Consider the following 13,348-nt stretch of genomic DNA (forward strand, 5'->3'; position numbering starts at 1 on the left):
TCCGGCCGATCGGCCGGTTCTGTCGGTGGCGTCGTGCATCATCGGAAGTGCAGGAAGAACGCAGCCCGGACACACCCGGAAAGGAAGGAGAACCAGTGGCGGTGCATCACCTGGGCTGCAGGGCTTCCAGCGCCTCGCGAAGTTTGCCGGCAAGCGGTGTCGGCCGGCGGGACTCGCGGTCCACGAAGACGTGCACGAAGTGCCCTTCCGCGACCAGGGACTCGTCGGCGGCGTACATCCCTATCTCGTAGCGGACGCTGGACTTCCCGAGGTGCGCCACCCGCAACCCGACTCGCAACGACCCAGGAAAGGAAACCGATGCGTGATACCCGCAGTGCGACTCGACGCAGAGCCCGATCACCGCCCCGGCTTCGATGTCGAGGCCGCCTTGCTCGATGAGCCACGTGTTGATCACGGTGTCCATCAGCGAGTAGTGCACGACGTTGTTGACGTGGCCGTAGACGTCGTTGTCCTTCCAGCGCAACGGGACCGTCTGCCAGTGCGGGTACCCACTCACCACAGCGACACCGACTCGCGCAGGATGACCGACAGGTCGTCCGCGGACGCCTCGCGCGGGGCGGTGGCCAGCAGGCGTTGCTGCTTCAGCGTTCCTTCGACCAGGGAGTCCACATCGGACTCCGCGTAGCCGACGGCGCCGATGCCGTCCGGGATGCCGATCTGCCGCATCAGGTCGATCAGCACCGCGGGCAGGTGGTCGGCGAAGTCGCCGGGCCACTCGAAGTCGGGCGCCAGGAGGCGTGCGACGCGCAGGTGGCGGTCCGGTGCTGCGCTGAAGGTGAAGCGGAACGCGGCGGGCGCGGTCAGCGAGACCGCCATGCCGTGCGGGACCATGGGTTCTTCGCCCGGGTAACCGTCCGGGTGGAAATCCCTGACCTGGCCGGCGATCGGGTACGCGTTGGCGTGCGGGATGTGCACGCCGGCGTTGCCGAACCCGAGTCCGGCGAACGTCGCGGCCAGGGCCATGGCCTCACGCGCCTTGAGGTCGGAACCGTCGCGCACGGCCGCCGGGAGGGCCCACGACAACAGCCGCAGCGACTGCTCGGCGAACATGTCGGCCAGCGGGTTGGACCCGCAGTACGGCACGCGCTGTTCCGGGCGCTTGCGCTCGAACTCGGTGTACGGCTTGGCGGTGTAGCTCTCCGCGGCGTGGCAGAGGATGTCCATGCCGCTGGCGGCCGTCACCGCGGGTGGCTGGCTGACGGTGAGCCGCGGGTCGACGACGGCCAGGGTCGGGCGCAGCCGCAGGTGGCTGATCCCGCTCTTGACGCGCAGGGACAACACGTCCAGGACGCAGACCGTGGTGCTCTCCGAGCCGGTGCCGGTGGTGGTGGGCACCGCGACCAGTGGCTTGAGCGGGCGGGCCGGTGCGCGGCCGCCGCCGACGGGGGCGTTGACGTAGTCCATCAGGTCGCCGTCGTTGCTCGTCAGCAGGTTTGCGGCCTTGGCCGTGTCGATGGCCGAGCCGCCGCCGACGGCGACGAAGGCGTCGTACGGGCCCGTTCCGCGGGCGAAGTCAACCGCCTTCTGCATGCTGACATCGGTGGGTTCGACGTGTACGCCGTCGAAGATCTCGGTCTCGATGCCGTAGCCGGCGATGCCTTCGGCGATGCGGTGCGGCCAGCCGGTTGCGGCCACCTGCGGGTCGGTCACGACGAGGACGCGGTGCGCGCCGTACTGGGTGAGGTCGTAGCCGATCTCGTCGCTGGCGCCGGTGCCGTACTTCAACGCCGGTGCGCCATAAGTAAAAACAGTTTCATGTTCGGTCGCGGCCAAGTCGGTGGTCCTCGCTCCCCTGATCGGCTACCAGTCGGTCAAATCGGACATTCGGCCCATCCTTGTCCGGTTTCGGTGAAGATCACTTGACTGCACTGAACGGTGCCCGCCTAAGCTCTCCTCATTAGATACCAACTGGGAGCGACCGTTGCCCAGACGGCCGTGCGGATCCTGACCGAGGCGCGTGTCCGCCGCGTGTACGCGGTGGTCGGTGAGTCCTTCCTGGAACTGCTCGACGCCCTGCAGCGCGAGCGGGAAATCACGCTGGTTTCGGCGCGGCACGACGCGGGCGCGGCGTTCATGGCGGAGGCCGAGGGCAAGCTGACCGAACGTCCCGCCGTGCTGCTCGCCAGCCGGGGGCCGAGCGCGGCGAGCCTGGCCATCGGCGTCCAAACGGCGTACCAGGACGAGACTCCCATGGTCGTCCTGTTGGAGACGCCGGCGACCGAGCCGGTGTGGTCTTCGTCCGGGGAACTGCCGACCTCGGACCTCACGGCCATGTTCGAGTCGATCGCCAAGTCGACTTTGCGGGTCACCGACCCGGACGGCCTGCCCGGGCTGCTGGCGCACGCGCTGACGACGTCCCAAGAAGGCCGGCCGGGGCCGGTTGTGCTCGGTGTGCCCTGCGACATCTGGGGGATGCCCTACGACGCGGCGAAGCCGATGGCGCGGGTGCGGCCGCCGGCGTCCGGGACGCTGGGCCGTTCAGCTGACGCTGTCGCCCAGCTGGTGGACGAGGCCAAGTACCCCGTCGTCGTCGTCGGTGGGCGGGCTCGGTCGGCGCGGGACGAGCTGATCGCCGTGGCCGACGAACTCGCGTTGCCCGTCTACAACGCCTTCCGGCGGCAGGACGCCTTCCCGGAAAACCACGCCCGGTACGCCGGGCACCTCGGGCTCGGCATCCCGGCCCGGCAGCTGGACGCGCTCGAGCGGGCCGACCTGGTGCTCGCGCTCGGCACCCAGCTCGACGAGGTGACGACCCAGGCCTACCGCTACCCGACGGCGCAGCAGACGCTGGTCATGGTCGGCACCGGCATCGACGTCAGCCCGAAGCGGCGGGGGCTCACCTTCCGCGTCGACTCCGAGGTCGAACCATTCCTGCGGGAGCTGCGGGCGGTCGCGTCGCCGCGGACGCGGCGGGCTTCGGCGGCGAACGCGGCCGTCCACACCTTCATGACCCCGCCCGACACCAGCGGGAACACGCGGGTGCACCCCGTCGACGTCGTCCGGGCGCTGCGCAGACTCGCGCCCGAGGACACCATCGTGACCAGCGACGCCGGGAACTTCGCGCAGTTCATGCACCGCTACTGGTGCTTCACGGCGCCGCGCAGCCAGCTCGGTCCGAGCAACGCCGCCATGGGCTACGCCGTGCCGGCCGCCGTGGCGGCGAAGCTGGCCGAACCGCGGCGGACCGTCGTTGCCATGGTCGGGGACGCCGGGACGCTGATGACCGGGCAGGAGATCGAAACCGCCGTCCGGTACCGGGCGCCGGTGATGGTCGTCGTCTTCCAGAACGGCGTGCACGGGGCGCTCGCCATGCACCAGGCCCGCACCTACGGCCGGCTCACCGGGGTCTCCATCCCGCTGACCGACTTCGCCTCGTGGGCGCGTGGACTGGGCGCGGCCGGGTACACCGTGGACGATCGTGAAGAGCTCGAGCCCATCATCGCCAGCGCGCTGGTGCGGCAGCGGCCGTGCGTCATCGACGTGCGCACGGACCCCGACGTGGTGACTCCGGACGTGCGGCTTTCGGCCCTGCTCGCGCAGGTGCGCCCGCAACCGCCCGCACAGTAAGGATTCTGCTGCGTTTCGTTCCGGAAAAGGCGGGAATGCCGTGTGGTAGCAGGGCGTTGGCTCGGGTAACCTGACGGTGTTCCGGTGGTGGTTCGCCGCTGAACCTTCCCGGCCGGGTCCCGGCGGGAGACAACCGGTTTCTGTCGGTGCCGCATGGCACCATCACGGTCATGACCCGCGCCGAAGCGGGCAGGGAACGAGGGGAGTTTCGACGTGACCGATCACCAGCACGCATCCGAAGCAGCGCGGAAGGCCTCCGGCGTCGTTCCGGTGCTGTTCAGCGCCAGTGCCGAGGCCCACGACGACGCCGTCGTCGCCGGCGAGCACGACACCGCGTGGCGCTCGCCGTTCGCCGCGGAAGGGCTGCGCCCGGCGAGTGGCGAATAGCTCACCTCGCCCGGGTGAAGACCGCTTGTCCGCCCAGGTCAACGTGTGCTTTACTGCTTACGGTCTCGATTTTTGTGTTCGTGATGAGTCACGCTCGCAGAACTCAGCGGGCGTAGTGTCTCCTCGCCGAGGAAGCAAACCGTCCGGGTGCTGACCCGGGTCGCCGAAGTGGCTTCCTGTTTTGGTGTTACACATGGAGATTTTTGATGACTCAGGGCACTGTGAAGTGGTTCAACTCCGAGAAGGGGTTCGGCTTCATCACCCCCGACAACGGTGGCGGCGACGTCTTCGTTCACTACAGCGAGATCCAGGGTAACGGCTTCCGTACCCTCGAGGAGAACGCTCGCGTCGAGTTCGAGATCGGCCAGGGCCAGAAGGGCCCGCAGGCCACGTCGGTCACCGTGATCTGACTTTGATCTTGGGGAAGGGCCGTCACCCGTTCGGGGTGGCGGCCCTTTTCGTAGGCTGCGCACCATGATCGAGCACGGTTACGCCGTTTCCGGCATGAGCTGCGGACACTGCGCGCAGTCGGTCACCGAGGAAATCTCGGTGCTGCCCGGAGTGGCCGAAGTGGACGTCGACGTCGCGGCGCGCCGCGTCCTCGTGCGTGCCGAAACCGCGCTGGCCGAGAACGACGTCCGCGCCGCGGTCGAAGAAGCCGGCTACACCTTCGAAGGTGCGGTGTCGTAACCCCCCGCCGGGCGTTTCGATCCGGTTGGTTCTTCCCCGTCTCCCGCTTGGACAGTCCACTGACGACCAGTCCGTGAGACGCGCGGGTGTGATCTGTGACGCTTCGAGCACGCCCGGACACTGCAACGCCCTGCAACCCTTCCGCTCGCGCCGATCGCGGAGTTCCCTGTGCTGCGAAGCACGACAGGGAGGTCAGGTGGGCGAAACGGTGGCGGGGATCGTCGCGAACCCGGCTTCGGGGCGGGACATCCGCCGGCTGGTCGCGCAGGCTTCGGTGTTCCCCACCGCGGAAAAGGCGAACATGGTCCAGCGGCTGCTGGCGGCGTTCGCCGTCACGGGCCTCGATCGCGCCCTCGTCTCGACCGATCTCGGCGGGATCTCCGCCGCGGTCCTGCGCGCGCTCGGCCGCGGCGGGACCTGGCCGAAGGTCGACTTCTGCCAGGACGATCCGATCACCGGCACCGCGGCCGACACCACGAACGCGGTGCGGCGGATGGTCGAAGCCGGCGCCGGGGTCATCGTCGTCCTCGGCGGGGACGGGACCGCCCGCGTGGCCGCCGCCGCGTGCGAGGACGTGCCGATCCTCGCCCTCTCCACCGGGACCAACAACGTCTTCCCGCAGGTGCGGGAGGCGACCGTGGCCGGCCTGGCCGCCGGGCTGATCGCCACCGGGCAGATCGATCCCGACCTCGTCACCCACCGCGTCAGCGTGCTGGAGGTCGTGACGAAGGCACGCCGGGAGATCGCGCTCGTCGACGTCTGCGTGTCGCTGAGCAGGCACATCGGGGCGCGGGCGTTGTGGGACCCGTCCTCGCTGACCGAGCTGTACTGCACCTTCGCCGAACCGGACGGAATCGGCCTCTCGAGCGTTCCAGGCCACCTCTGTCCCAGCCCCCGGTCGAGCCCGGACGGCGTCGCGCTGCAGCTCGGGCCGGTCGGGGAGACGCCGTACGTCGTGCACGCGCCGATCGCGCCCGGGCTCGTGCGGCCCGTCGGGGTGCGTGGCTGGGGCCTCCTGCGGCCCGGTGTGCGCGTCGAGCTCGCGGCCGCCGGTGGTGTCATCGCGCTCGACGGCGAGCGGGAACTCGAGCTGAAGACCGGCGAGAGCGCGTTCGTCGAGCTCAAGCCGGACGGGCCGTGGGTCGTCGACGTCCGGGCCGCGATGGCGGAGGCGGCGCGGAAAGGGCTGTTGCGCACGGAGACCGACCAGGGGAAGGAACGTCGAAGATGACTGACGCCCTGCGGGCCGCGTATCGCGTCATGTGCACCATCCGGGCCTTCGAGGAGCGGGTGCACCAGGAGTCCGGGCGCCCGGCCACCGGCGAGGAGGCCGCCACGGCCGGCGTCTGCCTCCACCTCGACCGCCGGGACGTCATCGCCGGCGCGCACCGGCGGCACGGTCACCGCATCGCCAAGGGCGTCGACGTCCGGGTCGTGCTGGCCGAACTCCGCGGGCGCCGGACCCGCGTCGCCGACGGCACGCTCGGCGGCGTCTCCCTCCTCGTCTGCGGCGCCGCACTCGCCGCGAAACAGCAGGACAACGGCGGTGTCGGCGTGGCCTTCCTGGCCGACGGCGCCGCCAACCCGGGGACGACAGCGGAGGCGCTGAACCTCGCGTGCGCCTGGAACCTCCCGGCCATCTTCGTCGCGGAGGACAGCGGTTACGCCGATCGGGTGGCCGCACTCGGCATGCCCGGTGTGATCGTCGACGGCGCCGACTTCTTCGCCGTGTACGAAGCCGCAGGCGAGGCAATCGGCCGCGCTCGCCGCGGCGCAGGCCCGACCCTGATCGAAATCGCGCCGGGCGAAGGCGGCTTCGAGCGGTTCCGCGCCCGCGTCACCGACAGCGGTGAGCTGCCCGAACAGGTCCTCGACGACATCGACGCCGACGTCGCGAAACTCATCGAGGTCGCCGCCGTGACACCCCTGGCCACCGCGCCGGACGACCCGCAAACCGACCTCTACGCCCGGTACTAACCGGACAAGCGCGATGTGCGCCACCTTCCGATCACCGCATCGAAACGGCAGACTCCGAGGAGGCAAAGGCACAAGGAGCGGCGGTTGGGGCAGCGAGACCTCGAGGCGGCGTTGCCGGCCGGGGCGGATCCCCGGCGGCACGCCCGTGTCCTCGCGCAGGTGCACGAAGCGGCCTTGAGCGGCAAAACGCCGCCCAGCAGCCCGCGGGCCGTCATCGGCGCGTCCTGGCAACGCATGCGCCGCCTCGGCATGGACCCCGACAGCCGGGCCGTCGCCCCCGCCCTGAACTTCGAACAGCTGGAGGCGCGCCGCCGCGCGAGCGGGCTGGCCGAGGCGTTGCCGACCCTCCGCGACGGCCTGATCAGCCTCGCCGAGCAGGCCGCGCACATCATGGTGATCGCCGACGCGGGCGGCGCGGTCCTCTGGCGCGACGGCAGCGCCGCGGTCCGCCGCCGCGCCGACCGGCTCGGGTTCGTCGAAGGCGCCGACTGGCAAGAGGAATCCGTCGGCACCAACGCCATCGGCACCGCGCTCGTCGCCCGCACCCCGATCCAGATCTACTCCGCCGAGCACTACGTCCGCGCCCAGCACGGCTGGACCTGCGCGGCCGCGCCCCTGCACGACCCGCGCGACGGCCGGCTGCTCGGCGTCGTCGACCTCTCCGGGCCGGCCTCGACCGTCCACGCGACGACGTTGGCGCTGGTCGACGCCGTGACGCGGCTCGCCGAGGCCCAGCTGCGCACCACCCACCTCACCGAGCTCGAACGGCTTCGCGGCTTCGCCGTCCCGGTGCTGGCGAAGGTCGGCGGACGCGCTGTCGTGGCCGACGAACACGGCTGGGTCGCCGCGGCCGCCGGCCTCGCGCCGGTCGACCGGATCGCCCTGCCCACCGGCCTCTCGCCCGGCCGGGTCTGGCTGCCGGCGTACGGCAGCTGCGCGGTCGAGCCGGTTCCCGGCGGCTGGCTGATCCGGCCGGCCGAGACCGAAGCCGCGCCCCTCACCCGCGTCGTGCTCGACGTCCGGTCGGCGCGCGAGCCGGAGCTCACCGTGGCCGGCGCGGCCGGGACGTGGACGCACCGGCTGAGCCCGCGCCACGCCGAGATGCTGTACGTGCTGGCCAGCCACCGCGAAGGCCGGTCGGCGTCGGAGCTGTCGGCCGACCTGTTCGGCGACGCCGGGCGCACCGTCACCGTCCGCGCCGAAATGTCCCGGCTGCGGCGCCACTTCGGCGGCATCCTCGGCGCGAAGCCGTACCGCTTCGCCGACGAAGTCGAGGTCGTGGTCCGGCGGCCCCCGACGCCCGAAGCCGTGCTCCCGCACTCGCTCGCCCCGGCCATCCGCGGCTGAGTCCACTGTGGACACAGAATGCGGCGAACGTCACTCGAACAGGTGAAGCGCGTCCGCGCAGGTTGCACGCCGAGATCACGTGCTGATGACAGCGGGCGGTGCCGGTGGCTGTGCGTGCGGCGACTCGGCTACCTTCTGCGGGTACGGCTCACAGAGCTTTTCGGGGGATCCGGGGTGGGGAAACCCGCAGCCCCGGAAGGTACGGGGAGGAATCGGGGATGACCAGCACTGCGACGGCCCCGGGTCCCGCGGCGCCCGCGCCGGGACCCCCACCGTCGCCGCCGGACGGCCGCGACCGCGCCGGCGGGAGCCGCAGTGGCCTGCTGGGGCTGCTGGACCTGCCCGGACAGGGCGTCCGCGCGATCGTCCGGTCCGCCGCGACCACCCCCGGCCGGCTCACCGTCATCGCCGTCGGGCTGGTGCTGCTGTCCCTCATCGCCGGGCTCGTCGCCACGCTGTCGGTGCAGAGCCGCGACGACACGATCAGCGGCGTCATCGACCACCGCGAACCCCTCGCCGCCGCGGCGCAGCAGGTCTACCGCTCCCTCTCGGACGCCGACGCGACCGCCGCGAGCGCCTTCCTCTCCATCGGCACCGAACCGCCGGAGCTGCGTCAGCGCTACGAGCGTGACATCGCCGAAGCCGGCGCCGCGCTCGCCAAGGCCGCGTCCGACGCCTCGGACATCGCCGACGCGACGCCGGTCGACGTCCTCAACCAGTCGCTGCCCGTCTACACCGGGCTCGTCGAGACGGCCCGCGCGAACAACCGGCTCGGCTACCCGGTCGGCGCGTCCTACCTGCGCGAAGCGTCCGAGCTGATGCGGGCGAAGATCCTCCCGGCCGCCCAGGACCTCTACCGCGTCGACACCGCGCGCCTGGTCGACGAGCAGGACAGCGCCACCGGCTTCCCGTGGCTCGCCACGATCCTGCTCCTCGTCCTGCTGGCCGCGCTCGTCGTCGCGCAGATCCACCTGACCCGCCGCACCAACCGGCTGCTCAACGTCGGGCTCGTCGTCGCCACGGCCGCCGTCGTGGTCTCCCTGCTGTGGGGCGCGGTCGCGCTGGTCGTGCAGGGCAGCCTGGTCGGCAGCGGCCAGGCCGACGGCTCGCACCGCGTCGACGTGCTGGTCCGCGCCCGGATCGCGGCGCTGCAGGCCCGCGCGGACGAAACGCTGACCCTGGTCGCCCGCGGCGACGGCGCGGCGTACGAGAAGGACTTCGGCGCCAACGCGGTCCAGCTCGTCGGCCCCGACGGCCAGGGCGGGCTGCTCGGCGAAGCCCGCGGGCTGATCAAGGACGGCGAGGGCGTCACCAGGGTCGCCGACGCGACCAAGGCCGCGAACGACTGGCTCAAGGCGCACAAGGTGGTCCGCGGCCAGGACGACGCCGGCCAGTACCAGGAGGCCGTCGACTTCGCCGTGCTGGAGGACAAGACCGACGGCTCGGCACCGGCGTTCCGGCGGCTCGACGACAGCCTCCAGGCGGCCATCGACGTCGGCAGGCAGGAATTCCTCGACGACACCCACCGCGGCGACAACGCGCTGACGTTCCTCGCGCCCGGCCTCGCCGTGCTCGCGATCGTCGCCGCGGCCGGTGTCACCATGGGGATCCGGGAGCGACTGAGGGAGTACCGGTGAACAGGCGGGGCATCACGGTCCGGGCGGGTGTGCTGGCGGTCGTCGCGCTGCTGGCGGCGTCCTGCGGCAGCCCCGGGAAACCGGTCGACCCGGCGCCGGTCGGCGACGCGGCCTGGCCGCAACCCGCGCACGTCGGCGGTCCGGACGCGGCGGCCGGCGGCGGCAGCGACACCAGCTGCAACCCGCTGGCCAGCTTGGCGCCGGACAGGGGCACGTCGATCCCCGACGGCTCGACCATGGCCAAGATCAAGGAACGCGGCAAGCTCATCGCCGGCGTCGACCAGACCACCTACCTGTTCGGCTTCCGCAACCCCACCTCGGGCAACCTCGAGGGCTTCGACATCGATCTCGTCAACGAGATCGCCCGCTCGATCTTCGGCGCGCCCGAAGGCCACGTCCAGTTCCGCGCGATCACGTCGTCGCAGCGCCAGGACGTCCTCGCGCAGCACCAGGTCGACATCGTGGTCCGGACCTACAGCATCACCTGCGCGCGCAAGAAGGACGTCCAGTTCTCCTCCGTGTACTACGTCGCCGGGCAGCGGCTGCTGGTGACGAAGGAGTCGAAGGCGACGAAGCTGGGCGACCTGAGCGGCAAGAAGGTGTGCGCGGCGAAGAAGTCGACGTCGCTGGCGAAGATCGCGACGGACCCCGCGAAGCCGGTGGCGGTCTCGGTGGACAACTGGTCGGACTGCCTGGTCATGCTGCAGCAGGGCCAGGTCGAGGCGGTGTCGACCGACGACACCATCCTCGCCGGGATGGCCGCGCAGGACCCGACGCTGCAGGTCGTCGGTGACCAGTTCACCCAGGAGAACTACGGCATCGGCGTGCCGAAGGACAACGAGGACATGGTCAAGTTCGTCAACGCCGTGCTCGAGAACGTCCGCAACAGCGGCGCCTGGCAGAACAGCTACCGCCACTGGGTCGAGTCGAAGCTGGGGGCGGCGTCACCGCCGCAGCCGCAGTACCAGTGAGCCGGTCGCGACTAGGATCGATTCCCGCACGTCGTCGGGGATCTGGGAGGTAGCAGTGTCGGAGGAGCCGCGCCGTCCTCGGCACGCCGCACCGGACGACCGGCCGCAGCCGGCCACGCCCGGCAGCAGCTGGCAGCCGCCGCCACCGGTGCGGTGGGCGACGCCGGAGCCGTCGATCTCGGGCCGCCTCGACGAGGGCGAGGCCGGCGGGGAGGAGACCGTCTTCCACGCCCCCGTGCGCCGCCCGCCGACCCCGCCGCGCGGCGCGCCGATCCCGGGCGCGGACGACCCGACCAAGCCGCCCGGCAGCATGAACCCCGTCCTGCCGCCGGTCCAGCCGGTGCCGACGCAGGCCGTCCGCCCGCCGCAGCCCGACGAACCGCAGCTGACGAGCGTGCTCGCGTCGCCGGCCCCGGAGACGCAGAGCATCATGCCGCCGGCGCCGCGGCCGGACACCGGCCCCGGGACCCCGCTGCCGGACCCGGGCACCGAAAGCGTCCTGCCCGAGCGCACCAGCGAAGGCCGGCACACCGGAACCGGCACGGGAGCGGGCAGCGGCTCGGTCTCCGGATCCGGTTCGTTCCCCGGCACCTCGCGGCGGACGTCGTCCCGGACGTCGCGGTCCCGCCGCGGCCGGCTCGGCGCCGGGCTGGTCGAGGTCCCGCCGGTCCCCGCGCGCGACCCCGCGTCCGCCGTCCTCACGAACCCCGTGGTGTCGGAGGAAAAGCGGTTCTGCGGCAGCTGCAACGCGAAGGTCGGCCGCGGCAAGGACGGCGAACCCGGTTCGCCGGAAGGGAAGTGCGAGAACTGCGGCGCGCCGTTCTCCTTCGTCCCGAAGCTGCAGCCGCACGAGCTCGTCGGCGGCCAGTACGAAGTCCTCGGCGCGATCGCCTACGGCGGCCTCGGCTGGATCTACCTGGCGCAGGACCACAACGTCAGCGACCGCTGGGTCGTCCTCAAAGGACTGATCGACACCGGCGACGCGACCGCGATGGCGGCCGCGGCCAACGAACAGCGGTTCCTCGCCGAGGTCGAGCACCCGAACATCGTCAAGATCCACAACTTCGTGCAGCACCCGGACGCCCACAGCGGGACGACCGTCGGCTACATCGTCATGGAGTACGTCGGCGGCCAGTCGCTGCGGCAGCTCGCGCTGGCGCACCACCGGGAAAGCCGCCGTCCGGAGCCGCTGCCGATCGGCCAGGTCATCGCCTACGGCCTGGAGATCCTGCCCGCGCTCGGCTACCTGCACAGCCAGGGCCTGCTCTACTGCGACCTCAAGCCCGACAACGTCATCCAGACCAACGAACAGCTCAAGCTGATCGACCTCGGCGCGGTCCGCCGCACCGACGACTACGAGAGCCCGCTGTTCTTCACCACCGGCTACAGCGCGCCGGAACTGCCGACGCAGGGCGCGTCGATCGCGTCGGACCTGTTCACCGTCGGGCGCACGCTCGCCGTGCTGAGCTTCGAATTCACCGGCTACACCACCAAGTTCAAGACCACGCTGCCCGGGCCGGACGCGGTCCCGCTGTTCGCGCTCTTCGGTTCCTACTACCGGTTCCTGCGACGCGCGACGCACGCCGACCCGGACCGGCGGTTCCTCTCCGCCGAGGAGATGGCCGACCAGCTCACCGGCGTGCTGCGCGAGATCATGGCGCTCGGCACCGGCAAGCCGCGGCCCGGCACGTCCACGGTGTTCGGCCCGGAGAGCCGCACCTTCGGCGTGCAGCTGGTGGTGCCCGAAACCGGCGCCAGCGTGCCGCTGCCGGGCGCGGCCGAGGTCGTCGCCGGCCTGCCGATCCCGCAGGTCGACACGGACGACCCGGCGGCGGGCGTGCTCGCCACCACGACCGCGCTCGACCCGCGCGCCGCCATCGACGCCCTCGCCGGCGCGCCGCGCGAGTCCATCGAGGTCCGGCTGCGGATCGTGCGCGCCCGGATCGAGCTCGGCGAGCTCGCCGAGGCGCAGCGGCAGCTGCAGGCGGCGCAGTACCTGGCCATCAAGAACGGCTACCCGCACGACTGGCGGATCGACTGGTACCGCGGCCTCATCGAGCTGGCAGGCGCCCGTTCGCGGGTTGCGCACGTCGCGTTCGAAGCGGTGTACGACGACCTGCCGGGCGAAATCGCCCCGAAGCTCGCCTTGGGCATCAGCGCCGAAGGCGTCGGCGACTACTTCGCCGCCGCGCGGTTCTACGAGCTCGTCTGGCGCACCGACCGCACCTACGTCAGCGCCGCCTTCGGCCTCGCCCGCGTGTACCTGGCGCAGGGCGCGCGGGCGAGCGCGGTCGAGGTGCTCGAAACGGTGCCGCCGTCGTCGACCCACTACGTCGACGCGCAGGTCGCGGCGATCAAGATCAAGACGACCGCGACCAAGGCGAACGGCCGCGAGACGCCGGTCACCGAGCACGACCTGCTCGACGCGTCGGCCCGGCTCGAACGGCTCCGCCTCGACGTCGAACGCCAGACCCGGCTGAGCGCGAACGTGCTGGAAGCCGCGCACGAGTGGCTCAAGCACGGCAAGCCGACGCCGGGCGCGCGGGTGCTGGGCTGCCCGCTCGAGGAACGCGAGCTGCGGTTCGGCCTCGAGCGCTGCTACCGGGCCCTGGCACGGCTAGCGGCCACGATCGAACAGCGCGTCGAGCTGGTCGACCGGGCCAACGCCATCCGCCCCCGCACCCTCACCTGACGCCGTCGGGGGGGGGGTTGGGGGGGTTGATCAGGCGAGGCCACCAAACAACGCCCGGG

The 13,348-nt window shown here is 71.6% G+C and carries 12 protein-coding genes; 10 read left to right on the forward strand and 2 right to left on the reverse strand.

The window, feature by feature from the left end; genetic code table 11:
• Positions 1–106 precede the first annotated feature (106 nt).
• Complete coding sequence (locus ABZW17_RS06120; RefSeq protein WP_354810175.1) at positions 107–517, reverse strand: thioesterase family protein; 411 nt, start codon at positions 515–517, stop codon at positions 107–109.
• On the reverse strand, positions 514–1,794 hold the full coding sequence (locus ABZW17_RS06125) for a hydroxyacid-oxoacid transhydrogenase (protein ID WP_354810177.1): 1,281 nt from the start codon (positions 1,792–1,794) through the stop codon (positions 514–516). The genes ABZW17_RS06120 and ABZW17_RS06125 overlap by 4 nt, the downstream gene beginning before the upstream one ends.
• A gap of 135 nt (positions 1,795–1,929) precedes the next feature.
• On the opposite strand from ABZW17_RS06125, the gene ABZW17_RS06130 reads away from it, so the two are divergent.
• From ABZW17_RS06130 to ABZW17_RS06175, 10 genes are all read left to right on the forward strand, one after another.
• Positions 1,930–3,588, forward strand: coding sequence for a thiamine pyrophosphate-dependent enzyme (locus tag ABZW17_RS06130; protein WP_354810541.1), 1,659 nt, complete (start codon positions 1,930–1,932; stop codon positions 3,586–3,588).
• Positions 3,589–3,801: 213 nt separating this feature from the next.
• Positions 3,802–3,975 carry a hypothetical protein gene (locus ABZW17_RS06135; protein WP_354810179.1) on the forward strand — a complete coding sequence of 58 codons (174 nt, stop codon included), beginning with the start codon at positions 3,802–3,804 and terminating at the stop codon, positions 3,973–3,975.
• Positions 3,976–4,181: 206 nt separating this feature from the next.
• Complete coding sequence (locus ABZW17_RS06140) at positions 4,182–4,385, forward strand: cold-shock protein (RefSeq protein WP_004563013.1); 204 nt, start codon at positions 4,182–4,184, stop codon at positions 4,383–4,385.
• Between the two features lie 64 nt (positions 4,386–4,449).
• A complete protein-coding gene (locus ABZW17_RS06145) occupies positions 4,450–4,665 on the forward strand; it encodes a heavy-metal-associated domain-containing protein (protein WP_354810181.1) in 216 nt (71 codons plus the stop codon).
• Between the two features lie 196 nt (positions 4,666–4,861).
• On the forward strand, positions 4,862–5,896 hold the full coding sequence (locus ABZW17_RS06150; protein WP_354810183.1) for an NAD(+)/NADH kinase: 1,035 nt from the start codon (positions 4,862–4,864) through the stop codon (positions 5,894–5,896).
• Positions 5,893–6,642 carry a thiamine pyrophosphate-dependent enzyme gene (locus ABZW17_RS06155; RefSeq protein ID WP_354810185.1) on the forward strand — a complete coding sequence of 250 codons (750 nt, stop codon included), beginning with the start codon at positions 5,893–5,895 and terminating at the stop codon, positions 6,640–6,642. The genes ABZW17_RS06150 and ABZW17_RS06155 overlap by 4 nt, the downstream gene beginning before the upstream one ends.
• 84 nt (positions 6,643–6,726) lie before the next feature.
• Positions 6,727–7,989: a GAF domain-containing protein gene (locus tag ABZW17_RS06160; protein WP_354810187.1), complete on the forward strand. Its 1,263-nt coding sequence runs from the start codon at positions 6,727–6,729 to the stop codon at positions 7,987–7,989.
• A 218-nt stretch (positions 7,990–8,207) separates the two neighbouring features.
• The gene (locus ABZW17_RS06165) at positions 8,208–9,626 is read left to right on the forward strand and encodes a hypothetical protein (protein WP_354810189.1); all 1,419 of its coding nucleotides are present in this window, start codon (positions 8,208–8,210) and stop codon (positions 9,624–9,626) included.
• Entirely contained in the window at positions 9,623–10,597 is a 975-nt protein-coding gene (locus ABZW17_RS06170) for a glutamate ABC transporter substrate-binding protein (protein ID WP_354810191.1), read from the forward strand. Before ABZW17_RS06165 ends, ABZW17_RS06170 begins: the two co-directional genes overlap by 4 nt.
• Before the next feature lie 55 nt (positions 10,598–10,652).
• Entirely contained in the window at positions 10,653–13,289 is a 2,637-nt protein-coding gene (locus ABZW17_RS06175) for a tetratricopeptide repeat protein (RefSeq protein ID WP_354810193.1), read from the forward strand.
• Positions 13,290–13,348: the final 59 nt, after the last annotated feature.

It is taken from the genome of Amycolatopsis sp. NPDC004625 (assembly GCF_040609695.1).
GTDB lineage: Bacteria > Actinomycetota > Actinomycetes > Mycobacteriales > Pseudonocardiaceae > Amycolatopsis.

What these genes read in the sequence shown, in the direction of transcription:
- ABZW17_RS06145 (WP_354810181.1), top strand. Translation starts at nt 4,450, where the DNA reads ATGATCGAGCACGGTTACGCCGTTTCCGGCATGAGCTGCGGACACTGC.
- ABZW17_RS06140 (WP_004563013.1), top strand. Translation starts at nt 4,182, where the DNA reads ATGACTCAGGGCACTGTGAAGTGGTTCAACTCCGAGAAGGGGTTCGGC.
- ABZW17_RS06155 (WP_354810185.1), top strand. Translation starts at nt 5,893, where the DNA reads ATGACTGACGCCCTGCGGGCCGCGTATCGCGTCATGTGCACCATCCGG.
- ABZW17_RS06165 (WP_354810189.1), top strand. Translation starts at nt 8,208, where the DNA reads ATGACCAGCACTGCGACGGCCCCGGGTCCCGCGGCGCCCGCGCCGGGA.